Raw genomic sequence first — 24724 nt, forward strand, 5'->3', positions numbered from 1 at the left:
GGCTGCAATCACTAGAAAGGGAAGGGCCATGACGACTTTGCAACAAACACCTTTATACGACTTGCATAAACAGCTCGGCGCCAAAATGACCGCTTTTGCCGGCTACGCGATGCCATTGCAATACGACAAAGGCATCATCCATGAGCATTTGCATTGCCGCGCTCAGGCCGGCTTGTTTGATATTTCCCACATGGGCCAGGGCCGTATTCTGGGCGAGCAAGCGGCGGCCGCATTGGAAAGACTCACGCCCGGCGGCATCGTCGATTTGCCGGTCGGCGCGCAAAAATACACGGTGTTGACCAATGCCGAGGGCGGGGTGATCGACGACATCATCGTGACCCGCAGCGAAGCTGGCTTGAGCCTGATCGTCAATGCAGCCTGCAAGGACAAGGATTTTGCCCATTTGCGCCGGCATTTGCCGCCTGACTGCGAATTCGAAACTTGTAATGACTTGGCTTTGCTGGCTTTGCAGGGACCGTTGGCGGTGAAGGTCATGGCCAAATTTTCCGCCGAGGCGATCGATTTGCGTTTCATGCAAGCCTGCGCAAGCGATATAGCCGGCGTTGCTTGTCTGATCAGCCGGAGCGGTTATACCGGCGAGGATGGTTTTGAAATCTCATTGCCGCAAGCCGAAGCCGAGCGCATCGCCCGTTTGCTGCTGGCGGAAGAGGGTGTCGAACCGATGGGGCTGGGCGCGCGCGATACCTTGCGCCTGGAGGCCGGGCTTTGTCTGTATGGCCATGAACTCAGCGAAACCATCACTCCTATCGAGGCCGGCTTGCGCTGGCTGTTCAAGAAAGGCCATAGCGACTTTCCCGGCGCGGCAACACTGGCGGCGCAATTGATACAGGGGGCCGAGCGGGTGCGGGTGGGCCTGGCGGTGGAGGGTAAAATCCCGGTGCGCGAAGGCGCCGTGATTTGCGCCGCCGACGGCTCCGAGCTGGGCCGGGTCAGTAGCGGTGGTTTTTCTCCCAGTCTGGGCCGACCGGTGGCGATGGCTTTTGTCGCCCGCGATTCGGCACGGCCCGGCACCCGGTTATATGCCAATGTGCGCGATCAGCGTATTGCCGTCCAGGTTTGCGCGCTGCCTTTCGTCCCTCACCATTATCGGAGGTAAACCTCATGTCAGCACAGCGTCCCCGTCTGGAACAACTGGAAATGCGCGGCAGTTTCATTCCGCGCCATATCGGACCCGATGCCCGGCAAACCCAGGAGATGCTGGCCGAACTGGGCTTGGGTCAATTGGAGGATCTGGTCGAGCAAGTGATTCCAGCCAATATCCTGAATCACGAACCCTTGAAATTGACCGAAACCATCAGCGAGCGGGCGGTGATCAAATACCTGCGCGCCATGCGCGAGCGCAACCAGGTGCTGACCTCGATGATAGGCATGGGTTATTACGACACCATCATGCCGTCGGTCATCAAGCGCAACGTGCTGGAAAATCCGGGCTGGTACACGGCTTATACCCCGTATCAGGCCGAAGTCAGCCAGGGTCGCCTGGAAGCCTTGTTGAATTTTCAACAGATGGTCATCGATTTGACCGGCATGGAATTGGCCAATGCCTCGCTGTTGGACGAAGCCACCGCCGTCGCCGAGGCGATGACGATGTCGCGGCGGCTGGCCCAAAGTGCGTCCAACGTGGTGCTGATCGATCAGGATTGTCACCCGCAAACCCTCGCCGTGGTGCAAACCCGCGCCGCCTCGTTGGGATATGAGGTCGTGGTCGCCGACCCCTATGCCGATTTGCAGCAACAGGATTTTTTTGCGCTGATCGTGCAATATCCGGGTTCGAAGGGCGAAGTGCGGGATTTGACGGCTTGCGTCGCCGCGGCGCACGCCAAGCAGGCTTTGGTGACGGTGGCGGCCGATTTGTTGAGTCTGGTTCTGCTGAAACCGCCGGCGGCGTTTGACGTCGATATCGTGGTTGGCAGTGCACAGCGTTTTGGCGTGCCGATGGGCTACGGCGGCCCGCATGCGGCGTTTTTTGCCACCCGCGACGCATTCAAGCGTTCGGTGCCGGGCCGCATCATCGGCGTTTCCAAGGACAGCCATGGCCAAATCGCGCTACGCATGGCCCTGCAAACCCGCGAGCAGCACATCCGCCGCGACAAGGCTACCAGCAATATTTGCACCTCGCAGGTGTTGCTCGCGGTCATCGCCGGCTTTTACGCGGTCTATCACGGCCCGGAAGGTTTGCGCCTGATCGCCGGTCGGGTGCATCGCTACGCCCAGATCGCCGCGGCCGGTATCGCGCATTATGGCCACGAGGTGGTCAGTCGCTGTTATTTCGATACGCTGCAGGTGCGCATCCCCAATCGCGCCAGACGGATAGCCGCCAGGGCGGAAGAGAGGGGGATGAATTTACGCATCATCGATGCTGATACGCTCGGCATTTCGCTGGACGAAACCACGACCCGTAACGACATCCGGAATTTGTGGCAGGCGTTTTCGTCGCCGGGCTATGAGATGCCGGACATCGCCGTGTTGGATAAGCACCTGACGGAATGCATTCCAGATGCCTTAATGAGGGATGACGCGATCCTGCAAAACCCGGTGTTCACCCGCTACCACTCCGAGACCGAAATGATGCGCTACATGCGCAAGCTGGCGCGGCGCGACATTGCATTGGACAGGGCGATGATCCCGCTCGGCTCCTGCACGATGAAATTGAACGCAGCGACAGAGATGCAGGCCATCTCGGTTTACGAATTCAATGCCATGCATCCTTTCGCGCCGCTGCATCAAGCCCAGGGGTATCAGCAGCTGTTCGCCGAACTGGAAGACATGCTGTGCGACCTGACGGGATTCGACGCCTTTTCCCTGCAGCCCAATGCCGGTTCGCAGGGCGAATACACGGGCCTGCTGGTGATACGGAAATACCATGCAGTCAACGGCCAGGGCCAACGCGATGTTTGCCTGATTCCGGCCTCCGCGCATGGCACCAATCCGGCCAGTGCGGTGCTGGTGGGCCTGAAAGTCGTCGTCGTGGCTTGCGACGAAAACGGCAATGTCAGCGTCGACGACTTGCGCGCCAAGGTTGACGAACATCGAGACACCCTGGCGGCCTTGATGATTACCTATCCGTCCACCCACGGCGTGTACGAGCAGGCCTTTGTCGAGATCTGCGACATCGTGCATCGCGCCGGCGGTCAGGTGTATCTGGATGGGGCTAATTTCAACGCTCTGGTCGGATTGAGCCGGCCGGGACGCATCGGCGCGGATGTGGCGCATTTGAATTTGCACAAAACCTTCGCGATACCGCATGGCGGCGGCGGGCCGGGTGTCGGGCCGATAGGCGTTTGTTCCCATCTGGCGCCGTTCTTGCCGGAGCATCCTGTCGTCGAGGGTGTCAATCCGGCCAAGGGCATGCATGGCACGGTCGGCACCGTGGCGGCGGCGCCGTGGGGCTCGGCCAGCATCCTGACGATTTCCTGGGCCTATATCGCGATGATGGGCGCGGCCGGCTTGAAGCGGGCCACGCTGACCGCGATTTTGAACGCCAATTACATCGCCAGGAAGCTGGCACCGCATTATCCGATTCTTTACACGGATCAAAACGGCTGGATCGCGCACGAATGCATCATCGATTGCCGCGCTTTCAGGAAAAGCGCCAATGTCACGGTGGAAGACATCGCCAAGCGCTTGATCGACTACGGTTTTCATGCGCCGACCGTGTCGTTTCCGGTCGCCGACACCTTGATGATAGAGCCCACCGAAAGCGAGAGTAAAACCGAAATAGACCGCTTCTGCGCGGCGATGATCTCGATTCGGGAGGAAATCCGCGAGATCGAGGACGGCGTGGCCGACCGGGATAACAACGTGCTGCACCATGCCCCGCATACGCATCGTTTGTTGCTGGAGGAATGGATGCTGCCGTATTCCAGGCAAAAGGCCTTTTTCCCCGACAGGCATCAGCACGACGACAAATACTGGCCGCCGGTCGGGCGCATCGACAATGCCTACGGCGATCGTCATGTCATGTGCAGTTGTCCACTGGATTGGGCAGAGACCCAAGGATGAGGGTAGCGCAAGCGATTTATCTCGCTCCCAAGCTCCGTCTTGGAGTGTCTGACAGCGGAGCTTGACGGTATGCGTTCCCAAGCTGGAGCTTGGGAACGAGACAAAGGTTGGCCTATTCTGTCCAACCGGCTTGGTTCATGCCTGCAAGGCTTTGAGCAAGGCTTGCAACTTGTCATTGGCATCGCCGAACAGCATCCGGGTATTTTCCAGCACGAACAGCGGGTTGCCGACGCCGGCGTAACCCGAGGCCATGCTGCGTTTCATCACGATGGTGGTGCCACCTTTCCAGCATTCCAGAACCGGCATGCCGGCGATAGGACTGTTGGGATCGTTCAATGCCGACGGATTGACGATGTCGTTGGCGCCGATGACGATGGTGACATCGACCTCGGGGAAATCCTCGTTGATCTCGTCCATCTCGAGTACGATGTCGTAAGGCACTTTCGCTTCCGCCAGCAACACGTTCATGTGGCCCGGCATGCGTCCTGCGACGGGATGAATCGCGAAGCGTACTTTTTTGCCCTGGGCGGTCAGCACCTTGGTGATTTCGTTGACGGTATGCTGGGCTTGCGCGACCGCCATGCCGTAACCGGGGATGATGACGATGTTTTTGGATTCGCGCAGCAGCTGAGCGGTTTCCTCGGCTTCTATCGGCTGCACTTCGCCTTCGATTTCCGCCGCTTCACCGCCGCCTGCGCTGCCGAAGCCGCCCGCGATCACGCTCAGGAAATGACGGTTCATGGCCCGGCACATGATGTAACTCAGAATTGCACCGCTGGAGCCAACCAGGGCGCCGGTAACGATCAGAAGATCGTTGCTGAGCATGAAGCCGGTAGCGGCCGCGGCCCATCCGGAATAGCTGTTCAGCATCGAAACCACGACCGGCATGTCCGCGCCGCCGATGGCCATGACCATGTGGATGCCGAATACCACCGCGATGGCGGTCATGATCAGCAAGGGTTGCAGAGCCGCGTCGGATTCGGCGACGGCCAGGAACTGGTAACCCAGGAATACAGTGGCTATGAACATCGCCAGGTTCAACCAATGGCGGGCGGGCAGCAATACAGGCTTGCCGGTGACCTTGCCGCACAATTTGCCGAACGCGATCACCGAACCGGAAAAGGTCACGGCGCCGATGAAGATGCCGATGTAAATTTCCAGCTCGTGTATGGTTTTTTCGATGCCGCTCAATGTCGAGCCATGATCCATGAAGCTGGCGTAGCCGACCAGGACCGCAGCCATACCGACCAGGCTGTGCATCAACGCGACCAGTTCCGGCATTTGCGTCATTTCCACGCGGATGGCGGCGATCGTGCCGATCAGGCCGCCGATCAGCAACGCGCCGGCCAGTATCGGATAAGCCGTGACATGGCCGCCGAGTATGGTGGCGACGATCGCGATGCCCATACCCAGCATGCCGTAGTAATTGCCGCGGCGGGCCGTTTCTTGCTGGCTGAGTCCGCTCAGGCTCAAAATGAACAGAATGGATGCCGCGATGTACGACATGGTAACCAAACCTTGTGACATGAGACTTTCTCCTTATTTTCTGAACATTTCGAGCATGCGCCGGGTGACCAGAAAGCCGCCGACGATGTTGATGGAGGCGATCAGGATCGCTACGCCGGACAACACGGTAATCACCAGGTTATCGGGGGTCGAGACCTGCAGCAGCGCGCCGATGACGATGATGCCGCTGATGGCGTTGGTGACGCTCATCAACGGTGTGTGCAGCGAGGCAGTGACGTTCCAGATGACTTGGTAACCGACGAAGCAGGCCAGTACGAACACCGTGAAATGTTCCAGAAACGAATGCGGCGCTACCGCGCCAACCCCGAACAAGGCCGCGCCGGCCACCAATATGGGCAAGACTTGCGAGAGCACGGATTTGGGTTTTTCCGGTTTTGCCGCCACAGCCGGGGCTTCGGTCAGCGGTTTGTGGCTGCCGGTCAGTTTGGGCGGGGGAGGCGGCCAGGTGATGGCGCCTTCCTTGATCACGGTCGCGCCGCGAATCACCTCGTCGTCCATGTTGACGTTCAGGATGCCGTCCTTGCTTGGGGTTAAATCCGTCAACAAATGGCGCAGGTTGGTGGCGTAAAGCTGGCTGGATTGCGCGGCCATCCGGCTGGGCAGATTGGTGTAGCCGATGATGGTGACTTCGTGTTTGACCACGATCTTGTCCTTTTCGGTCAGCGCGCAGTTGCCGCCTTGCTCGGCCGCCAGGTCGACGATGACGCTGCCGGGCTTCATCGATTTCACCATGCCGGCGGTGATCAGTTCCGGCGCGGGTTTGCCGGGGATCAAGGCCGTCGTGATGATGATGTCGACTTCCATCGCCTGGCGGGCGAACAAGGCCATTTCGGCTTCGATGAATTCCTTGGACATCACTTTGGCATAACCGCCTTCGCCGGAGCCATCTTCCTTGAAGTCCAGCATCAGGAACTCGGCGTCCATGCTTTCGATCTGTTCTTTCACTTCAGGACGCGTGTCGAAGGCGCGGACGATGGCGCCCATGCTTTTCGCGGCGCCGATCGCGGCCAAGCCGGCTACGCCGGCGCCGATCACCAGCACCTTGGCCGGTGGCACTTTGCCGGCCGCGGTGATTTGTCCGGTAAAGAAGCGGCCGAAATGCTGCGCTGCTTCCACCACGGCGCGGTAACCGGCGATGTTGGCCATCGAACTCAAGGCGTCCATTTTTTGCGCCCGTGACATGCGCGGCACGCTGTCCATCGCCAGGACGGTGACTTTCTTGTCCGCCAGTTTTTGCATCAATTCCGCGTTTTGCGCCGGCCAGATGAAGCTGATCAGGGTTTGCCCTTCGCGCAGCAGCTCGATTTCGTCGAGCGCCAGTTCGGGGTGCCGCTCCGGGGCCCTGATTTTCATGATGATGTCGCACTGCTCCCAGATGGCTTTGGCATTGGGAAGCACCGTGACCCCGAATTCCCGATAGAAGTCGTCGCTGAAATTTGCCGCCAGTCCCGCGCCCGATTCCACGCAAACCTCGAAGCCGAGTTTGATGATTTTTTCGGCTGCCTCTGGCGTGGTGGCGACGCGTTTTTCACCCTCATGAATCTCTTTGGGAACGCCAATTCTCATAATAGCTCCTTGTATTTTAAGGAATTGATGGAATACTGCCGCGCCATGCGCGACGCAAATACGCAATCGAGGATAGGGGATAGTCCGGCTTTAAGCAATGGTTTTGTCGGAGCAAAGGGTTTTTTGGATTAGAATCAAGCCATGGTTTTTGGTGCAATGACATGAAAACAAGAAGACTGAAATGAAAATCTTGATAGTCGATGATAGTCGGCTGATTCGGCAAATCGTGACGGAGTGTTTGAAACATTTCGGTCACGATTTGGCCTATGCCGAAAACGGTTCCGAGTGCCTGAAATACGTTGCCGAACACAATGTCGATTTGATTCTGATGGACGTCGAGATGCCCAATCTGAATGGCGTCGAGGCGACCAAGGCGATTCGCGAATTGAAGCAAGCCGATTGGTTTCCGATTATTTTCTTGACCACCCGGGATGACGACGTCACGTTTACCAACGGCATCATGGCGGGCGGCGATGCCTACTTGCTAAAACCCATCAATCCACTCCGGCTGCAGCATACGATAGTCGCAATGGAGCGAATTTACTTGATGCGGCAAAGGCTCAAACAAGCCCAGCAAGAAATGGAAAAACTGAACCAGGAATTGGAGCATTTATCGCTATACGACCAGTTGACCGGGCTCGCCAATCGGCGCCACTTCGATAATACCCTGGAGGCGCAGTTCGCCTGGGCCAGGCGGCACAAGTCTCCGCTATCGCTGATCATCTGCGATGTGGATTTTTTCAAAATTTACAATGACAGCTACGGTCATCAGCAAGGCGATGACTGTCTCGCGCAAGTGGGCAGGATCTTGCAAGCGCAAACCAAGCGGCCAACGGATTTGGCTTGTCGATACGGCGGCGAGGAATTTACCGTGATCCTGCCCGAAACCCATGCGCAAGGCGCGCGAACATTCGCCGAAAATCTGCGGCTGGCCGTGTTGGATCAAGCCATTCCGCATGCGGGTTCGAAGGTGTCGGATCGTGTCAGCTTGAGTCTGGGCGCGGCGACGTATATTGGGCAATATCAGCGCGCCATGGAACTGACCAAGGCCGCCGATGGGGCATTGTATAAGGCCAAGGAAAATGGCCGGAATCGGGTGGAATCAGCTTAGTGACCTATCGAGCCAAAGATTTTATTGAAACTGAACGCAATCTGCTTTTTGCGATCGTCGCCGACGGCACCGAGTTCAACAAGGTGCTGTGTTATCTGCGTTACGCTCGTGTCGACGGCCAGTGGCGAAAATTGGCGACCGACAGCGCCAATGGATTGCTGCAGGCCCAGCATCCCGAATTTTTACATTATTCCGAGGTTTTGGGCGCCCATCTGCATGCGGTAGCCGAAGAAAAAATCGTGCGCCACTTTCAGCCAAAAACCGTTTTGCGCCGGTTGCTGGCGGAAGAGTCGACCGATCCCGTGATTCGCGATTTGCAAGGGCTCTGTGCAATGCTGCGAGCCAATCGCCTCGATCTCGAACATTTTGGCGTGACGGGGTCGATTTTGGTGGGCATGCAGAATCATGCTTCCGACATCGATCTGGTTTGTTACGAGCGTGACGCCTTTCATCGAGCCAGACACATCGTGCAAGCCTTGATTGCCCAGGATCATTGTCAAACGCTCAATGAAGACGACTGGTTGAGCGCCTATCAGCGCCGTGCTTGCGATTTTGCGTTGGATGAGTACATTTGGCACGAGCAGCGCAAGTACAACAAGGCGATTTTCAATCAGCGCAAGTTTGATTTATCGCTGTTGGCGGCCACTCCGGCTCAGAGTCCGCGCCGTTACCGAAAATTGGGCTTTGTGCAGGTAGAGGCCGACGTACTCGATGATGCGCTGGGCTTTGATTATCCCGCCGAATTTACCCTGAAACATCCACAGATCGATAGCGTCGTTTGCTTTACCGCGACCTACACCGGTCAAGCCAGGGCCGGTGAACGCATAGCGGTGGCCGGGCAGTTGGAAGTCGACGATTCGGGCAGACAGCGCATCGTGGTGGGTTCCAATCGAGAGGCAATAGGCGAATACATCAGGGTACTGCGGTGAAGCCAACGCCGCGATTTCGCGCCGTGATCCTCGATATGGACGGCTTGGTGCTGGATAGCGAAGCCGGTTATTTCACGGCCTGGCAACTGGCGGCCGAGGCCATGGGTTATCGCTTGAGCCGGGATTTTTGCGAATCTTTGTCCGGTACTCACGGTTCCGTGATTAGCCAGCGATTGATCGAATATTTGGGTGCGGATTTCGATATCGACGATTTTTACCGCTTGAGTGGTCAATTCTGGCGAGAACGGGTCGAACTGCATGGCATTCCGGTCAAGAATGGTTTCGATGAATTGCTGCGATGTCTGCGTGCTTACGGCCTGCCGTATGCCTTGGCCACCAACAGCCGGCGCGTCGATGCGGAGTATTGCCTGGCACGGGCCGGATTGAGCGAAGTTTTTTCCGTCATCGTTTCACGCGATGAAGTCGCCAATCCCAAGCCGGCGGCGGATGTGTTCGTCAAGACCGCCGAAGCGTTGCAGGTTAAACAACAGCATTGTCTCGTGCTGGAGGATTCGCCGATCGGCGTCGCCGCGGCCAATGCCGCTTGTTGTCCCTGTATTTTCGTGCCATCGTGTTTGCCGGCGGATATGCACGCATCCCGACTCGCCGATTTCGTGATGCGGGATTTGGCCGAAGTGGCCGATTTTATCTCGGCGGCGTTTTGTCATCCGTTATAATGCCGATTGATATTTGTTACGGAACCTGAGGTCGTGAAGCCGCATTACGAAAAAGTCACTGTCATAGCGCCGGCGCGTTTGCATATGGGGTTTATCGATTTGAGCGGCGAGCTCGGTCGGCATTTTGGCAGCATCGGCGTGGCGTTGAACGACATCAATACCGAATTGACCGTGAGCTGCGGTGCTCGATTCCGCGTCCAGGGTCCTGGGGCGGAGCGGGCGGCCAAGTCCGCCAGACGCTTGTGTCAGACTCTGCGGATCCCCGAAGAATTTGAAATTTCGCTTGCCGCCGCGATTCCGGAACATATCGGTCTCGGTTCCGGCACGCAAATGTCGCTGGCGCTCGGCGTGGCCTTGAGCGCGTTTTATGGCCTGGGCTTGAGCGTAAGGGATATTGCCAAGCTCACGGATCGCGGGGCGCGCTCCGGAATCGGCATTGGCGTGTTCGAAAACGGTGGCCTGGTGGTCGATGGCGGGCGCGGGCCGGATACTGAAACCCCGCCCTTGCTGTCTCGCATGCCGGTGCCGGAGTCCTGGCGATTCATCCTGGCATTCGATAAGCGCGGCCAGGGCCTGCATGGCGAGCAGGAGGTCAACGCCTTCAGGCAATTGCCGCCTTTTCCGCGTTCGGAAGCAGAACGCCTTTGCTACTTGTTGTTGATGCAGGCCTTGCCCGCGTTGGCCGAGCAAAAGTTGACATTGTTCGGTGAGGTGATCACCGAATTGCAAGCGTCCGTCGGCCGGCATTTCGCGCCGGTGCAGGGCGGAATTTTCACCAGCCCCGAAGTGGCGGCGGCGATGACATGGCTGCAGCAGCAGGGGGCGGTGGCCATAGGCCAAACCTCATGGGGGCCGACCGGTTTCTGCGCGGTGGCCAGCCCGGAGCGGGCCGACGAATTGCTCGCACAATTACGGCAAAGGTTTACTTCCGAGCATTTGCTGTTCAGCGTGGTCGGCGCGCGCAATCATGGCGCCGACATCATCGCGCTTTAAACTTCTTCTTCGATGGCATGTTCGACGTGGTCGTCGAACCCCTGGTTGTCACGCCAGCTGACAACCAAACGATCTCCTGCGCGGACGTTCTTCAAACGAAAGCTGAAAAACGGGTCCTTGGACATGCTGCCGCCTAGCTCGGCGCTGATGACGGCCTTGCCGTTCAGTTCCAGGGTCAGTTCTTGAATGAAATGCGCGGGTATCAACTCGCCGGTCAACGGGTCGCGGTTGCGGCCATTTTCCATCGGGTGCTTGATCAATACCTTGATTTCGGTAACTTGCGCCAGACGCTGGCTTCTGATTTTGATGCTGCTTGCCATTAGCCCGTCCCGCAGCCGCCTTGCACGACTTTGACCCATTGCCGCCTACGCAACAAACGGCCGTCCTGCTGGGCAATCACGACCACATGACAGCTTTCGGCCATTTTGATGCGCGCGGTCAGATAAAGCGCAACTGATTGATCGAATGCAAACTCGGCCGCCAGTGGCGTGGGGTTTTTCTCCACCCAAATATAAATCCTGTCGATTCGTTCGAGCGTGCTGCTGAGGGTAAGCGGCACCACGGCGCCGTTTTCGGCGACTTCCGGCAACTGGAGGACGAGTTCGTCGCTATCGACGATTTCCTGGTTTCCGAATACTCGCGCAAAAAGCCTGTCGAATTCAGCCGTGGCGAAGTGTTCCCGCGGCCAAGCGGCGACAGCCCGGTTTGGCGGCAGGGACATCGCGAATGTTCCGATTGCCAGCTGAATCAGCCTTTGCATGAATGTTCGGCGTTGCACGAAATTTAATAACCTTTATTTTATTGATGTATATCAAAAAGCCGTTTTTGCCTTTTGCTATTGTAGCCGCCGTTGCATATGCAACGCCATTTTAAAAACATCAACAGGAAGGTACAAAATGAGTGAAGTCCAACAAAAAGATAACTTTTTGCTTTACGTTATTCTGGCTGGCGCGGTCGCAGCGGGTGCCGTATTTATGGTGAAAAATGCAGAGCATGACAAGTATGCGGCGGCGGCTCAAGCAATCTCCGAAGATAGCAGTAATTCGGCTTACCGCAACGACGTGCTTCACAGCGGCGGCGCAAAAAAATAGTCTTTCCTTATGAGCACTGGCGAACGTCGGTTTGTTGGCTAGTGCAAAACATTGATGGCTTTTGATCCACTAAAGCCGGCATCAATATGTCTGCTTCCCTTGCCACCTCAAGCAAGGGAAGCCGCCCCATTATAACGGCAGCCAGCTATGATAATAGTACCGTCGCCTTCAGCAAGGCAATTGCTTTATTCATGCCGATTTCCAGATTTCTCTCTATTTCCGCCATCGTGATTTCGCCAGCCACGATGCCAGCGCCCCAATTGGCGACTACCGAAATATTGGCATAAGCCATTTCGAGTTCTCTTGCCAGGGAAGCTTCCGGCATGCCGGTCATGCCGACTAAGTCGCAACCGTCCTGCGCCAGGCGTTTGATCTCGGCCACGGTTTCTAGGCGGGGGCCTTGCGTGCAACCATAGGTGCCGTTAGCCGTGATAGCGATGCCGGCATCATTCGCGGCCTGGATGATGCGTTGACGCAAGTCGGGCGAATAGGGCTCTGTGAAATCGATATGGGTTACGTGTTCCAGATCGTCGGCAAAAAACGTATGTTCTCGGCCATAACTGTAATCGATCAGTTGATCGGGAATGGCAATATGCGCTGGCGCCATGGCCGAGCTGATGCCGCCGACGGCCGCAACCGCGATAATCTCGGTCACGCCTAATTGTTTAAGTCCCCAAATATTAGCCCGATAATTGATTTTGTGCGGCGGGATTCGATGGGGATTGCCGTGTCTGGCCAGAAAAACCAATTGCCTGCCATTTATTTTGCCAAACACATAGTCCGCCGACGGTGCGCCGAAAGGCGTGTCCAGGGTTTTCTGGCCGATGATGGTCAAATCGCTGATTTGAGTCAGGCCGGTGCCGCCGATGATTGCCAATGTCATTAAGACTCCTTGCAAGCATAAATGCCTGCCGCGTTTCTGAGGTAACCTTTGTAATCCATGCCGTAACCGAACAAATAATGGTTGGCTACCCGCAAGCCGACGAAATCGGCCTGGATGGGTTTGTCACAGCCTGTTTTCTTGTCCAGGAGTACAGCGGTATGCACGGCCGTGGCGCCTTGTTCCTGGCACCAGTCGACGATGGCTTTCAGGGTATGGCCTTCATCCAGAATATCGTCGACAACCAACACATGACGTCCCGCTAGCGGCGTGGTCGGTGTAAACAGCCAATGCAGTTCGCTGCCCGAGGTGGCATTGCGGTAACGGCTGGCGTGCAGGCTGTCGAGGGTCAACGGAAAATCCAGCCTCGGCAACAGTTTTCCGGTAGCGATGATGCCGCCGTTGATCACGCACAATACCAGCGGATTTTTATCCGCCAATCGGGCTGAAATGGCGGCTGCCATGTTGTCCAGTGCCATTTCCACTTCCTGCTGATCATGCAGCAAGACGGCTTGTTGTTTGACGCGATCGATTTCGTTAAGCATGGGCTTCCACTAACTGCAGGATTTGTTGGGAGACTTGCTGCCATTTTTCATTTTGCAACAAGGCATTGCCATCGAATTGCGGCCGGCCTCGCATGGCCTGCAATCGCCGTTCCCTGTCGCTGCTTTGCTTGATGGGGAGTTTGTCCAATACGTGCTCGGCGGCTTCCGGGTTGTTGCAGACCAATAACATGTCGCAGCCGGCCTGTTGCGCCAGTTGCGCGCGCTCGAGAAAACCACCGACGCCGGCCGCGCCTTCCATGCTGAGGTCGTCGCTGAAAATGGCGCCGTCGAATTGCAATTCCTCGCGCAAGATTTGTTGCAGCCAGATTGTGGAAAAACCGGCCGGCAATTCATCGACCGCCGGATACACCACATGAGCTGGCATGATGGCTTCCAGTCCTTGTTCGATCAGGCGGGCAAACGGCAGCAAGTCTCTTGCACGGATTTCTTCCAGTGGCCTGGGATCGACCGGCAGGGTCAGATGCGAATCCAAAGCGACGGCACCGTGTCCCGGAAAATGTTTGCCGGTTGCGGCCATGCCGGCGGCCCGCATGCCACGCTGGAAGGCGCCCGCGAGCTCTGCGGCCTGTTCGCTGTCGCTGGAAAAGGAACGGTTGCCGATGATTTCGCTGACGCCGCAATCGACATCGAGTACCGGGGCAAAACTGAAGTCCAATCCCACCGCCAACACTTCCGCCGCCATCAACCAACCGGCGGCCTCGGCCAATTCAGGATGTTGCGCATACGCGGCGGCAGGCGGCAGTCGGGTAAAGCCGTTTTGCAAGCGTTGCACCCGGCCGCCTTCCTGGTCGACTGCGACCAAAATGTCGCCCTGGCGCGCGGCGCGAATCGCCTTGACCAGGGCCTGGACTTGTTTGGGATTGTCGTAATTTCTGGCAAACAAAATCAACGCGCCGGTATTGGGATGGTTGATTTTTTCCTTGTCCAGCGAGGTTAATTCGTGGCCTTCCAGGTCTATCATGACCGGGCCTATGGGTTGTGCTCTCATGATGCAATCGTTAAAAATGAAATATACTGCTAGCGGTTTATTGCCACCATTATATGAGGAAACACCATGCGAAAATTGATTTTATTGGCCCTGATGCTGCTGTTACCGACTTGGGGATTTGCCAAGTCCGAGGAACATGGAAGCGATGGAAGTTCAGGACCCGTGATCGAGTATGTCGAAATGGGGCCTAAATTCACCGTCAATCTGGCCGAGCCGAAAAAATATTTGCTGGTGAACGTTCAGTTGCTGGTGGAAGGCGCGGAGAACGTGGACGTCGTCAAGAAACACATACCGATGTTGCGCCATGAAACGATCATGAGCCTGAGCGGCATGAACAGCGCCGATGTGCAGACCATGGAACAGCGGGAGGCCTTACGGATAAAAACCAAGGAATTACTCAACCAGTCGCTGGAAAAGGTCCATGGTGCCGCGGGATTCAAGGACGTTTTCTTCTCCGAGTTCCTGGTCAATTAACCGATGTTCAGTACCGCGCGCAAGCGGGCTATTTCCCGCTGCGCGTCCTGTTCCTGATAGGGCGCGGGGGCGAATTTCCCCCAGATCGGCGCCGGCCAGGCCTTGTCGGTTCGGTAGCGCGCGACATGGTGGACATGCAGTTGCGGTACCAAGTTGCCGATGGCGGCAATGTTGAGTTTGTCCGGCTGATAGAGCTCGAACAGCTTTTCCGCCAGCAAACAGGACTCGCTCAGCAATTGCTGGCGGTCGGCTTCGGCCAGTTGATGGATTTCCATGATGTCGCTCCGACGGGGGACCAGAATGAACCAGGGATATTGACTGTCGTTCATCAGTAGAAGCCTCGACAAGGCAAAATCTCCGACGACCCGGCAATCCTGCTGCAAACGGGGATGTAATTCAAATTCGCTCATGGCTTGAAATAGGTTGGATGAAGTTCCGGGATTGTAGCGAATCCGGGCAAGCACGAAATGGATTTCGGCAAGCAGTTGAATCGCAAGGTGGAATGGCGATAATAACCAACGACAACAATAACAATAAAGGTGGCAAAATGTCGGCTCAGGGTATCACTCTTTCTTATTCATCCAGCAACCTGAAGCTGTCGGTATCGTTTCGCTTCTTACTGGCTCTGTACGCGATCGTGCCGCTGTGCGTGCTGGCACTCTGGCTGGATCGATTCGGCTTTGACCATGCCTTGCGCGACATGCTGCCCAGCAGCCCCAGTCATTTTTTATTGTTCAATGTCTTGTTCGGTACGCCGCATATCATCGCCAGCAACCTGTTGCTGTTCGGGCATGCCGATTACGTTGGCGCCTATAAGAACAAACTGATAGGCATGACGCTGTTCATCATCGCTTTTTTTGGGGTTGGCAGTTTGTTCATCCCCTACCGTGTGTTGTATGTCATCAGCGCCTGCTGGACGGTTTATCACGTATTGAAGCAGCAACACGGCATCGCCAAGGCGGTCTGCCGGTTACCGAACTGGGCGTTTTATAGCCAGTTGTGGTTGAGCGTCGGTGCCGGGATTTTTATTTACCTGGGTGTTTTCCTGAAAAACAGCCTGACACCGGCGCAGGCCGGGCAGATACTACAAGTCGCCGCTATCCTGACCCTGCTATTGCTGATCAATACCTGCCTGTGTCAGAAGCGTGTTCCCGGTGGTTTGGGCGTGCCTTTTCTGTGGGCCAATACCTTGCTGGTGGCTTGCAGTTGGTATGTCTATAGCCAGCATTATTATTTTCTGGCGATCCTGATGCCCAGACTGGTGCATGACATCACCGCCTATAGCTTTTATGTGACGCACGACGTCAATCGCCATGGCGAAAAGCCCACGCATAAACTCTACCAGCTGGCATCAAACTGGCATGTGCCTGTGGCGCTGGTGTTGCCGATGTTGTCGTTTTTGTTGACGTTTCTATTGCAGACTTATGGCGACGAACTGGTCAACCTGATTACTCGCACCTTGTTTGCGACCGAGATATACAAGGCCGTGACCTTAGGTTTAGTCGGATATCTGGCGTTGATGCATTATTACACCGAGGCCTTCGTTTGGTCGGCCGGCTCACCACTACGGCGCTTCATCCGCTTCAGCGGATTTTAATCCGTGGCCGGGAAGTGGTGGTCGTGCAGCAGGCTGTCGAAATCGTTGACCGGTAGCGGCCGGCAAAACAGATAGCCCTGAAAGGCCGGACAACCAAACTCGAGCAGATGTTTGACTTGTGTTTCGCTTTCTATGCCTTCGGCGATGACTTGCAGCCCCAGGTTGCGGCTCATGCCGATGATGGTTTGAATCAGCGCGGTGGAGTTTTCGTCCACGCCCAAATCGTTGATGAACGATCGATCGATTTTCAATTGATCCAGCGGCAATTGCTTCAAATAGGACAGCGACGAATAACCGGTGCCAAAGTCATCGATCGAAAAGGCCAGCCCAAACGATTTGAGTTTGCGCATCTTTTCGGCGGTATCGGACGAATTTTGAGCGAACACGCTTTCGCTCAATTCCAGTTTCAGACGGCGCGGTTCGATGCCGATCCGCGCCAATATGTCGGAAATTTGCTCGACGAAATGCGAATGACGAAATTGGCTGACGCTGATATTCACCGACAGTTGGAAGCTCCGGCCGAGGAGGCCTTTATTTTCCCAATCCTTAATCTGCCGGGCGGCGGTTTCCAGCGCCCAGAGCCCAATCGGAATCATCAACCCGGTTTCCTCGGCTAAAGGGATGAATTGTTCCGGCAGGATCAACCCCTTTACCGGATGTTGCCAGCGTAATAACGCTTCGGCGCCGAGGATGCGGCGTTCGCTATCGACCTGGGTCTGATAGTAAAGCTGTAATTGACGCTGCTGCAAGGCTTGCTGCAAATCGGCTTCCAATGCCGTGCGCGCTTCAAGCACGGTGCGCATTTGCGGATCGAAAAAACGCCAGGCATCGCGGCCGGCGCTCTTGGCTTCGTACATCGCGGTGTCCGCTTGCTTGAACAATGTTTCGACGCTGATATCGCTGTTGTAAAACAGGCTGATGCCGATGCTGGCGCTGGTGCGATGTTCGTATTGCTTTAGCAGATAGGGCTCGCGCAGCGCATTCAGTACTTTCTCGCCTATCATTTGCGCGTGAGTGACCGCCAGATCGGGTGTGCTTCCCAGCTCTTCCAGCAACAGCACGAATTCGTCGCCGCCCAGGCGGGCCACGGTGTCGATTTCGCGCACGCAGGACGAGAGACGCTTGGCGACTTCGATCAACAACAAATCGCCGACATCATGTCCCTGCGTATCGTTCAAGCCCTTGAACTGGTCCAGGTCCATGAATAGAATCGCGCCATATTGATGGGTCCGGCTGCTATTGAGCCTGGCCTGATGGGTTCTATCCATCAACAAGCGCCGGTTGGGCAAATGCGTCAACGGATCGTAAAAGGCTAATTGCAGGATTTGTTCCTCGGCCATTTTGCGCTGGGTGATGTCGTTGAACACGGCCACGAAATGGCTGATTTGCTGATCGGTATCCAGCACGGCGGTAATGGTCAGCCATTCGGGATAAATTTCACCGCTTTTGCGGCGGTTCCAGATTTCGCCTTGCCAGTAGTGTTCCGTAACCAAAGCCTGCCACAGGCGGCGATAGAATTCGGCATCGTGATGACCCGATTTCAGTAGGGCGGGTGTCTGGCCTATCGCCTCTTCCGCAGTATAGCCGGTGATTTCGGTAAACGCGCGATTGACCCGCAGGATCACCGAGTTGGCGTCCGTGACCACGATGCCTTCTTGCGAATTGAAAGCGATCGCGGCGATGCGCAATTCCTCGTTGGCCTTGTGTAGCGCGCGTTGCTGGTTGAACAAGCGTAGAAATACCTGAACCTTGGCTTTCAGCACATGATCGTCGATCGGCTTGGCCAGATAATCGGTCGCGCCGGCCACATAGCCACGGATATTGTCCTCCACGCCTTTAAAGGCCGCGGTCAGGAAAATGACCGGCGTTTGCGCGGTTTTCGGATTGGCGCGCAATTGTTCGCAGACCTCGAAGCCGTCCATGTCCGGCATCAAGGCGTCCAATAGAATCAAGGCATAATTTTCGTTCAGGGTCATGGATAGCGCGTCGAAGCCGTTGTCGACCTCGTGCAATTCGGCCTCGACGCCTTTCAGGATGGTGCGGATGCTCAGGCGATTGTTGGCGTTGTCGTCGACAATCAGAATTTTGGGAAGGCTATTCATGGGTGGTCTTGCACGGCGAGAAGGAGGGAAATGATTTCATCCAGGCTAGCGACATAGTCGACGTCGGTGGCTTCGATCACGGCGTCGGGCATGATACGAAACTCGGCCTGCAGTGGATCGAGTACGATGGTCACGCCGCCCGTGGCCCTGACGCGAGCCATGCCATCGGCCCCATCGCTATTGGCGCCGCTCAAAATCACCGCGATCAAATGTTTTTCATAGACTTCGGCGGCGCTTTGCAAAAATACATCGACGCTGGGACGCACTGATTTTACCGGCGGATCGACCGACAGCGCAAAATGGCCGTTGCGTTCCACCAACAGATGATAATCGGGTGGGGCGATATAGACGTTACCTGCCGCAATCGCTTGTTTGTCGAAGGCCAGCTTGACCGGCAAGCGCGAGACACTTTGAAACAGCGGCAGCAGGCCGCTGCCGGCGGTCGGCGGTAGATGCGTCACCAGTACCACGGGTAAGGGGTAAGCAGTTGGCAAGGCCGCCAGTAATTGCTGTGCCAGCGGGATGCCGCCGGCGGAAAAACCGATGACGGCCAACTTAGCCACGGCTACCCCAGATCGGTTTCTGATACAGGTGCAGGTTTTCCTGAAATATGCTCAGATCCTGCCGTTGTTCCGGCAGGCTTTCCGCCAGCCCTAGTAGCAAGTAGCCGCCACGCTGCAGACTGCGGGCAAATACCTCGACGACTCTGTCTTGCAACGCGGCGCCGAAATAAATCAGGACGTTGCGGCAGACGATGAATTGGGTTTCCAGAAAGGCATCGTCGCTGACCAGGTTGTGCGGCATGAATTCTATAGCTGATTTCAACGAATCCCGGATCGCGATTTCGCCGCCTTGTCGTGCAAAATAATCGTCGAAACAGCCCGTGCCGCCGGCTTGTTGATAGTTTTGCCGCCATTGGTCCAGGTCGCGGGCGGACCAGCGGCCGTTGCTGGCCTCGTTCAAGAAATCGTTATTGATGTCGGTCGCGATCAGGCGGGTTTTTTTCAATAGGCCGGTTTCATGCAGCAATATCGCCAAGGTGTAAGTTTCCTGGCCACGGCCGCAACCGACTTGCCAGATGTTCAACAACGGAAAGCTGGCCAGGCGCGGCAATAATTCTTCGCGGACATAGCGCCAAATCTCCGGGTCGCGGAAAAATTCCGAGGTGGGGACCGAAATCGCGTTGATCACGGTCTGGGCCACTCGTTCGTCATGGATAACGTCATGCAGTATGCGCGTCAGGCTGTCCACCGCGAAGTAACTGACCAGCTGATCCAGGCGCCGCTTCAGCGAGGCGCGCGCGTAACCGCTGAAATCGTAACCCCAGCGTTCCTTGAGCGCCAACAGCAGCAATTCGATTTCGATGTCCTTGATCCTATGATCGGGCATATGAACTAGAGCCATCGACTGAGTACCTCCAGCAGTTTATTGATGTCGACTGGCTTGGGAATGTAATCGTTGGCGCCGGCCTGCATGCACAATTCAACATCGCCCGGCATCGCCTTGGCCGTGACCGCAATCAGCGGCAAATCGCCGTAGCCCAGGGCGCGGATATGGCCCATCAGGGCATAGCCATCCATTTCCGGCATCATGATGTCGCACAGCACGGCGTCGAAGGACTGTTGCTGCAAGAGTTCCAAGGCTTTGGCGCCACTGGGGACGACATCGACCTTGAAACCTTTTTGTCGTAATACCTTGGCGAGTGCGAACAAGTTGCGCACATCGTCATCCACCAATAACAGACGGCGGCTGTCTCCCGAAATCGGCGGAATGGGAGAGGGCGCCGCATGGGGTTGGACTAGGAGCGAAGGCGGGCTCAGTAAGCGCAGCACTTCCTGACGCAGCCTTTCGTTATTGTTGCCTTTAGTGACGACGGCATCGGCGTGCTTGCGCAGTTGAAACAATTCTTCGCTACTGAGTTCGCGCGCCGAATAAACCACGATAGGCGGATGAGCAATGCCGCCCAGTTGTTGCAGCCAATCGAAACCACTGATATCGGGTAATTGTAAATCGAGAATGATGGCGTCGGCTTGGTTATGAGTCAGCCATTCCAGGGCTTCCTTGCCGGTTTGTATGGCTTCTATTTCGACGCCGTCATGTCTGAACAAGGTTTGCAATGCAAGAATGTCGGCGGCATTGTCTTCCACCATCAATACGGTACGCCGCGGGGTATTCGCGGCGGCTTGTTCCAGCATGGTGCGAATGGCGGCCGCTATGCTGTCTTTCGTGACGGGTTTTTTCAAGAAACCCAAGGCGCCCAGTGTTTTGGCTTCCCCAGTATCTTGAGCGCCGGACATGATGAATACCGGAATATCGGCCGTGCTGGGTTCCGCCTTGAGCCGGCGCAGCACTTCCATGCCATGCATGCCGGGAAGTCCCAGATCAAGCAACAAGCCAGCGGGCCGGGTGTGTTGGATGAATTCCAGCGCTTTCTCGCCCGATTCCACCGTCGCCACGGGAAAGCCCAGCGTGTCGATCAAGCGCTGTAAAATCGAAACCAAGCGGCTGTCGTCCTCGACCACCAAAACCGGAGCGCCGGTTCTGCGAGGCATGCCGATGATCGGTTTGGGTTTTTCCGTGGCTTTGACGGGCTTGACGCCCTGTTCGGTGGTGTGCATAAGCGGAATTTTGACGCTAAAGGTGCTGCCGCGCCCCGGTGCGCTGACGACGCCGATGCTGCCGCCCATGAGTTCGGTCAAGCGTTTGCTGATTGCCAATCCCAATCCCGAGCCGCCGTATTTTCGGCTGGTGCCGCCATCGACTTGTTGAAACACGCCAAAGATGCTTTCCAGCTTGTCGTCCGGGATACCAATGCCGGTATCGGTGATGTCGAATCGCAGATGATCGGCTTCGCCGCGCGCGGCAATTTTTACCTGACCGCTGTCGGTGAATTTGATCGCATTGGACAACAGATTGGTGAGTACCTGCGTGATGCGTTGTCTATCGCCATGAATGGCTTCCGGCGCGGTGGTATCGACTTCGATGTCAAAGCCGATGTTTTTCCTTTCCGCCAACGGCATGAAGGTGCGGCGCAAATAGGCCATGACTTCATCGAGCGGAAAATCCTCGCTGAAGAGCTCAAAACGGCCGGCTTCGATCTTGGACAGGTCGAGAATGTCGTTGATCAATGTCAACAGATGGGTGCCGCTTTCGCTGATGACGGCGGCCGATTCGACCTGGTCGTCCGTCAGATTGCCTTCATCGTTTTCAGACAGGTTCTTCGCCAGAATCAGGATGCTGTTCAAAGGCGTGCGCAGTTCATGCGACATGTTGGCCAGAAAATCGGATTTATATTGATTGGCCAGACCCAGTTCCCGCGCCTTGGCTTCGGCTTCCTGACGCGCCTGTTCCAGTTCACGCCGCTGCGCTTCCAGCAATTGATTCTTGTGCTGCATTTCTTCTTGCTGTGCGCGTAACTCCTCCTGATTGGCGCGAAATTCCTCGTTTTGGGCTTTCAGTTCCTCGGTCATCGCCTTCATTTCTTCGTTGTTTTGGCGCAGCGCTTCCTGTTGCTGTTTTACTTCGGTGACGTCGCGGGCCGCCGCGAAGACGCCGGCCACCTTGCCATTGGCATCGTAATAGACGCTGGCGTTGTACAACACGTCGGTAACCTTGCCGGACATATGGCGAATCGCCAAGGGGTAATCGGTGACCAGGCCTTGCGAAAACACCTGTTGATACCCGATACGTGCTTGCTCCGGTTCGGTAAAGTAATTGCAAAAATCACTGCCGATTAAATGTTCGCGCGTGACGCCGGTAACTTTTTCGGTGGCGCTGTTCACATCCATGATGCGGCCTTCCGCGCTGATCGTCACCAATGGATCGAGACAGGCTTCCAGCAGGCTGCGGGCATAGCGCGACGCTTCCTCGATGCGTTGGCGCTGGGCCTTCATTTCTTCATTGTTTTTTCGTAAGGCTTCTTGTTGTTGCTTGACTTCGGTGACGTCGCGAGCCGCCGCGAATACGCCGGCGACCTTGCCATCGGCATCGTAATAGACGCTGGCGTTGTAGAGTACATCGGTGATCTTGCCGGATGCGTGCCGCAGCGCCAGTGGGTAATCGAGGACAGAACCTTCGGAAAAGGCCTGCTGATAGCCTTTGCGGGCTTGATCCGGTTCGGTGAAATAATTGCAAAAGTCGCTGCCGATCAATTGTTCGCGGCTGACCCCGGTGACTTTTTCGGTGGCGCTGTTGACATCCATGATGCGGCCTTCGGTGCTGATCGTCACCAGGGGATCGAGCGCTGCTTCGATCAGGCTGCGGGCGTAACGGGAGGCTTTCTCGATACGTTGTCGTTGTTCGGCCATGACCTCGGCTTGTTGCCGGGTTTCATTCAACAGCGCCAAATTGTGTTCGGCGGCCTGCAGATTGGCCAGATGCAGGCCCAAGCCATTGGCGGCGGCGGTCAAAAATTCGTGCTGGTAGGGCGTCAAGCTGTGCAGGGTTGCTAATTCCAGCACCCCCAGCACCTCCTCTTTATGCGGGATGGGATACAGCACCAGTTCGTGGGGACTGAATTCGCCGAGGCCTGCGCTGATCACCGCAAGCCCTTCCGGGACCGGCGACAGAATCACCGGTTGGCGATCGCGCGCGCATTGCCCGACCAGTCCCGTGCCCAGCGCAAAATGATCTTCCACCTGGCTGCGGCGGGCCAGTCCATGGATGCCGACCCGGCTATAGACTTTCTCGGCGTTGCGAAAATACAAGGCCGCGACCGGGATTTCCAGGCTGTCGCACAAATATTTCAGGATCGCCTCCGGGACGTCCTTCATCGAAAACTGGCTGGATACCAGATTGGTCAATCCGGCCAGATGTTCGTTCAGCCAATGGCTGCGCTCGATTTGCAGCGACATCTGCCGAAAACCCTCGGCGGCCTGAGCCATGCTGCCGATTTCGTCACGCCTGTCCAGGCCGGGTACTTGCGCTTCCTCGCCATGAGCCAATTTGGACAGGGCGCCTTGAATCGCGACGATGGGACGGGCGACGGCGCGCGCGCCCCACGCGCTGAACAAGGCCGCCAAAATAGCCAGCAGGCCACCCACGAACATCAATACCCGGCTTTGTATCGTCAATCCGTGCAAGGCTTCCGCCTGATCGGTTTTGACCATGACCCCCCACAGGGCTTTTTCACCCAACGCGTTGGGAAAGGGGGATACGGCTTTATAAAGTACGTACGATGGTACGCCGCGATAGTCCGGGGTCAATATCGTGCCTTCTTCGCCCAGCACGACATGGCGAACGGCCTGGCTATCGATTTGTTTGCGCAAGGCCGTGCTCTCGGTTTCGAAGCGGGAGTCCGTCAACATCCAGCGGTCGCGATTGATGATGTAGGTTTCGCCGCTTTCGCCGAGGCCACTCCTGTCAGACATCAGCTCGTTCAGCGCGCTTGAAGAGATTTTCGTCGCGATGATGCCGATGAAGTGTTGATTGTCGGTATCGAATACCGGCATCGCCAAAAAAGCCATCGGCAAACCGTCACTGGCCGGATAACGGGTAAAATCGGCAAAGCCGGCCACGCCCGGCACGGGTTTATTCAATAAAGGTGTTATCGCATGGGCCAGTCCGCTGTCTTTCCAGGGGCCTGTGACAAGATTGGTGGCGAAATCCTTTTCTTTCAGCATCGAGTACACCACGTTGCCTTCGGGGTCTATCAGCGCTATGTCGTCCATGTTCTGAAAACGGTGACGATTACGATAGCGCTCGTGGTGTTTTTGATGGAGCCTATCGTAGGCGTCGGGTTTGTCGTTAATTGCAAAACGGTCCCGTTCCTGGCGGGGTAATTCATTACCGGTCACATACCGTTGCTGTAACACAAATTGGGCGTTATCACCCCACTGCCGGAAAGCTTCCGCGAATTCGACCAAAGATTCGCGCGTGCTAGGTGCGCTAGCCATGATGGACAACTGGGCTTCGGTGGAATCCAGATAACGTTGCAGCGCGGTCAATCGAGCCGCTTGCGCCGTGAGCATTTTTTCTTGTGTCGCTGCTTCCAAGGCTTTTTTGGAAACGAATGACGATACGACAAGAACGACGAGGAGCGCCAGAATCGCGGTGGACGCAGTGGTAAGGGACAGCCGGGCTTGAAGTTTCATGATGGACTGAGCACAAGGGGGGATGCGGTCTATGGTAATCAAACTCGCCAGAGCTGGCTAGACATTGTCGGTAATGCTCATTCGACGTCTTGTTGGACCGATTGGCCT

At 56.4% G+C, this 24724-nt stretch carries 21 protein-coding genes; 9 read left to right on the forward strand and 12 right to left on the reverse strand.

Translation table 11 applies throughout. The features are described 5' to 3' along the window. Nucleotides 1-28: 28 nt before the first annotated feature. Together gcvT and gcvP are read left to right on the forward strand one after the other, a co-directional pair. On the forward strand, nt 29-1117 hold the full coding sequence (gcvT, locus tag NM686_RS09725; protein WP_255187681.1) for a glycine cleavage system aminomethyltransferase GcvT: 1089 nt from the start codon (nt 29-31) through the stop codon (nt 1115-1117). A gap of 5 nt (nt 1118-1122) precedes the next feature. Then, nucleotides 1123-4023: an aminomethyl-transferring glycine dehydrogenase gene (gene gcvP, locus NM686_RS09730; protein WP_269022807.1), complete on the forward strand. Its 2901-nt coding sequence runs from the start codon at nt 1123-1125 to the stop codon at nt 4021-4023. A gap of 135 nt (nt 4024-4158) precedes the next feature. Here the strand turns inward: gcvP and pntB are convergent, their stop codons facing one another. Together pntB and NM686_RS09740 are read right to left on the reverse strand one after the other, a co-directional pair. Continuing rightward, nucleotides 4159-5550 carry a Re/Si-specific NAD(P)(+) transhydrogenase subunit beta gene (pntB, locus tag NM686_RS09735; RefSeq protein WP_255187682.1) on the reverse strand — a complete coding sequence of 464 codons (1392 nt, stop codon included), beginning with the start codon at nt 5548-5550 and terminating at the stop codon, nt 4159-4161. 12 nt (nt 5551-5562) lie between these two features. Then, nucleotides 5563-7116 (reverse strand): Re/Si-specific NAD(P)(+) transhydrogenase subunit alpha, encoded by a 1554-nt coding sequence (locus tag NM686_RS09740; protein ID WP_255187683.1) that lies wholly within the window; start codon nt 7114-7116, stop codon nt 5563-5565. A 181-nt stretch (nt 7117-7297) separates the two neighbouring features. Here NM686_RS09740 and NM686_RS09745 point away from each other — a divergent pair, with 181 nt between their 5' ends. From NM686_RS09745 to NM686_RS09760, 4 genes are read left to right on the forward strand one after another with little or no spacing between them, the layout of a single operon-like run. Next, nucleotides 7298-8227, forward strand: a complete 930-nt coding sequence (locus NM686_RS09745) for a GGDEF domain-containing response regulator (RefSeq protein ID WP_255187684.1) — start codon at nt 7298-7300, stop codon at nt 8225-8227. Further along, the gene (locus tag NM686_RS09750; RefSeq protein ID WP_255187685.1) at nt 8227-9156 is read left to right on the forward strand and encodes a hypothetical protein; all 930 of its coding nucleotides are present in this window, start codon (nt 8227-8229) and stop codon (nt 9154-9156) included. The genes NM686_RS09745 and NM686_RS09750 overlap by 1 nt, the downstream gene beginning before the upstream one ends. Then, nucleotides 9153-9833 carry an HAD family hydrolase gene (locus tag NM686_RS09755; protein ID WP_255187686.1) on the forward strand — a complete coding sequence of 227 codons (681 nt, stop codon included), beginning with the start codon at nt 9153-9155 and terminating at the stop codon, nt 9831-9833. The genes NM686_RS09750 and NM686_RS09755 overlap by 4 nt, the downstream gene beginning before the upstream one ends. Nucleotides 9834-9866: 33 nt before the next feature. Further along, complete coding sequence (locus NM686_RS09760) at nt 9867-10826, forward strand: beta-ribofuranosylaminobenzene 5'-phosphate synthase family protein (RefSeq protein WP_255187687.1); 960 nt, start codon at nt 9867-9869, stop codon at nt 10824-10826. Here NM686_RS09760 and soxZ read toward each other — a convergent pair. Both soxZ and soxY read right to left on the reverse strand, forming a co-directional pair. Continuing rightward, entirely contained in the window at nt 10823-11146 is a 324-nt protein-coding gene (soxZ, locus tag NM686_RS09765; RefSeq protein WP_255187688.1) for a thiosulfate oxidation carrier complex protein SoxZ, read from the reverse strand. The genes NM686_RS09760 and soxZ overlap by 4 nt on opposite strands. Further along, the gene (gene soxY, locus NM686_RS09770) at nt 11146-11604 is read right to left on the reverse strand and encodes a thiosulfate oxidation carrier protein SoxY (RefSeq protein WP_255187689.1); all 459 of its coding nucleotides are present in this window, start codon (nt 11602-11604) and stop codon (nt 11146-11148) included. Before soxY ends, soxZ begins: the two co-directional genes overlap by 1 nt. Nucleotides 11605-11722: 118 nt before the next feature. Here soxY and NM686_RS09775 point away from each other — a divergent pair, with 118 nt between their 5' ends. Beyond that, nucleotides 11723-11917 carry a hypothetical protein gene (locus NM686_RS09775; protein ID WP_255187690.1) on the forward strand — a complete coding sequence of 65 codons (195 nt, stop codon included), beginning with the start codon at nt 11723-11725 and terminating at the stop codon, nt 11915-11917. 145 nt (nt 11918-12062) lie between these two features. Here NM686_RS09775 and NM686_RS09780 read toward each other — a convergent pair whose 3' ends face one another. Genes NM686_RS09780 through nagZ form a run of 3 tightly spaced genes read right to left on the reverse strand, consistent with a single transcriptional unit; the run spans nt 12063 to nt 14351 of the window. Then, nucleotides 12063-12800, reverse strand: coding sequence for an S-methyl-5'-thioinosine phosphorylase (locus tag NM686_RS09780; RefSeq protein ID WP_255187691.1), 738 nt, complete (start codon nt 12798-12800; stop codon nt 12063-12065). Then, entirely contained in the window at nt 12800-13342 is a 543-nt protein-coding gene (locus NM686_RS09785) for a hypoxanthine-guanine phosphoribosyltransferase (protein ID WP_255187692.1), read from the reverse strand. Before NM686_RS09785 ends, NM686_RS09780 begins: the two co-directional genes overlap by 1 nt. Further along, nucleotides 13335-14351: a beta-N-acetylhexosaminidase gene (nagZ, locus tag NM686_RS09790; protein ID WP_255187693.1), complete on the reverse strand. Its 1017-nt coding sequence runs from the start codon at nt 14349-14351 to the stop codon at nt 13335-13337. The genes NM686_RS09785 and nagZ overlap by 8 nt, the downstream gene beginning before the upstream one ends. Nucleotides 14352-14417: 66 nt before the next feature. On the opposite strand from nagZ, the gene NM686_RS09795 reads away from it, so the two are divergent. Continuing rightward, complete coding sequence (locus NM686_RS09795; protein ID WP_255187694.1) at nt 14418-14825, forward strand: flagellar basal body-associated FliL family protein; 408 nt, start codon at nt 14418-14420, stop codon at nt 14823-14825. Here the strand turns inward: NM686_RS09795 and NM686_RS09800 are convergent. Next, complete coding sequence (locus NM686_RS09800) at nt 14822-15235, reverse strand: HIT domain-containing protein (protein WP_255187695.1); 414 nt, start codon at nt 15233-15235, stop codon at nt 14822-14824. The genes NM686_RS09795 and NM686_RS09800 overlap by 4 nt on opposite strands. Before the next feature lie 92 nt (nt 15236-15327). On the opposite strand from NM686_RS09800, the gene NM686_RS09805 reads away from it, so the two are divergent. Then, nucleotides 15328-16422, forward strand: coding sequence for a hypothetical protein (locus NM686_RS09805; RefSeq protein WP_255187696.1), 1095 nt, complete (start codon nt 15328-15330; stop codon nt 16420-16422). Here NM686_RS09805 and NM686_RS09810 read toward each other — a convergent pair. From NM686_RS09810 to NM686_RS09825, 4 genes are read right to left on the reverse strand one after another with little or no spacing between them, the layout of a single operon-like run. Next, nucleotides 16419-18524: an EAL domain-containing response regulator gene (locus NM686_RS09810; protein WP_255187697.1), complete on the reverse strand. Its 2106-nt coding sequence runs from the start codon at nt 18522-18524 to the stop codon at nt 16419-16421. The genes NM686_RS09805 and NM686_RS09810 overlap by 4 nt on opposite strands. Beyond that, nucleotides 18521-19087 carry a chemotaxis protein CheB gene (locus NM686_RS09815; RefSeq protein WP_255187698.1) on the reverse strand — a complete coding sequence of 189 codons (567 nt, stop codon included), beginning with the start codon at nt 19085-19087 and terminating at the stop codon, nt 18521-18523. The genes NM686_RS09810 and NM686_RS09815 overlap by 4 nt, the downstream gene beginning before the upstream one ends. After that, nucleotides 19080-19928, reverse strand: coding sequence for a CheR family methyltransferase (locus tag NM686_RS09820; RefSeq protein ID WP_255187699.1), 849 nt, complete (start codon nt 19926-19928; stop codon nt 19080-19082). The genes NM686_RS09815 and NM686_RS09820 overlap by 8 nt, the downstream gene beginning before the upstream one ends. Further along, on the reverse strand, nt 19919-24616 hold the full coding sequence (locus tag NM686_RS09825) for a response regulator (protein ID WP_255187700.1): 4698 nt from the start codon (nt 24614-24616) through the stop codon (nt 19919-19921). Before NM686_RS09825 ends, NM686_RS09820 begins: the two co-directional genes overlap by 10 nt. Nucleotides 24617-24724: the final 108 nt, after the last annotated feature.

This window comes from Methylomonas rapida (genome assembly GCF_024360925.2).
Classification (GTDB): domain Bacteria; phylum Pseudomonadota; class Gammaproteobacteria; order Methylococcales; family Methylomonadaceae; genus Methylomonas; species Methylomonas rapida.